Origin of the sequence: Erwinia wuhanensis (assembly GCF_030484085.1) — a bacterium.
Lineage (GTDB): Bacteria > Pseudomonadota > Gammaproteobacteria > Enterobacterales > Enterobacteriaceae > Erwinia > Erwinia aeris.
Genome location: NZ_JAUJUH010000016.1, coordinates 1 through 1,031, shown reverse-complemented (window position 1 = coordinate 1,031; position 1,031 = coordinate 1). Strand labels below are relative to the sequence as shown.

General features: G+C 52.9%; 1 rRNA gene. It reads left to right on the top strand.

The features are described 5' to 3' along the window. A 23S ribosomal RNA gene (locus tag QZH36_RS21285) occupies positions 1–1,031 on the top strand; the annotation flags it as partial.

Genomic DNA, 1,031 nt, shown 5'->3' with positions numbered 1-1,031 from the left:
TGTGCATCATTGCAGCATGAATACATAGTGCTGCAAGGCGAACCTGGGGAACTGAAACATCTAAGTACCCAGAGGAAAAGAAATCAACCGAGATTCCCCCAGTAGCGGCGAGCGAACGGGGAACAGCCCGGAACCATCATCAGTTTGTGTGTCAGTGGAAGCGTCTGGAAAGTCGCAGGGTACAGGGTGATACTCCCGTACACAAAGGCATGCTTATTGTGGGTTCGAAGAGTAGGGCGGGACACGTGATATCCTGTCTGAAGATGGGGGGACCATCCTCCAAGGCTAAATACTCCTGACTGACCGATAGTGAACCAGTACCGTGAGGGAAAGGCGAAAAGAACCCCGGCGAGGGGAGTGAAACAGAACCTGAAACCGTGTACGTACAAGCAGTGGGAGCCTTCTTTATGGGGGTGACTGCGTACCTTTTGTATAATGGGTCAGCGACTTATATTCTGTAGCAAGGTTAACCGTATAGGGGAGCCGCAGGGAAACCGAGTCTTAACTGGGCGTTAAGTTGCAGGGTATAGACCCGAAACCCGGTGATCTAGCCATGGGCAGGTTGAAGGTTGGGTAACACTAACTGGAGGACCGAACCGACTAATGTTGAAAAATTAGCGGATGACCTGTGGCTGGGGGTGAAAGGCCAATCAAACCGGGAGATAGCTGGTTCTCCCCGAAAGCTATTTAGGTAGCGCCTCGTGAACTCATCTTCGGGGGTAGAGCACTGTTTCGGCTAGGGGGCCATCCCGGCTTACCAACCCGATGCAAACTGCGAATACCGAAGAATGTTATCACGGGAGACACACGGCGGGTGCTAACGTCCGTCGTGAAGAGGGAAACAACCCAGACCGCCAGCTAAGGTCCCAAAGTCATGGTTAAGTGGGAAACGATGTGGGAAGGCACAGACAGCCAGGATGTTGGCTTAGAAGCAGCCATCATTTAAAGAAAGCGTAATAGCTCACTGGTCGAGTCGGCCTGCGCGGAAGATGTAACGGGGCTAAACCATGCACCGAAGCTGCGGCAGCGAC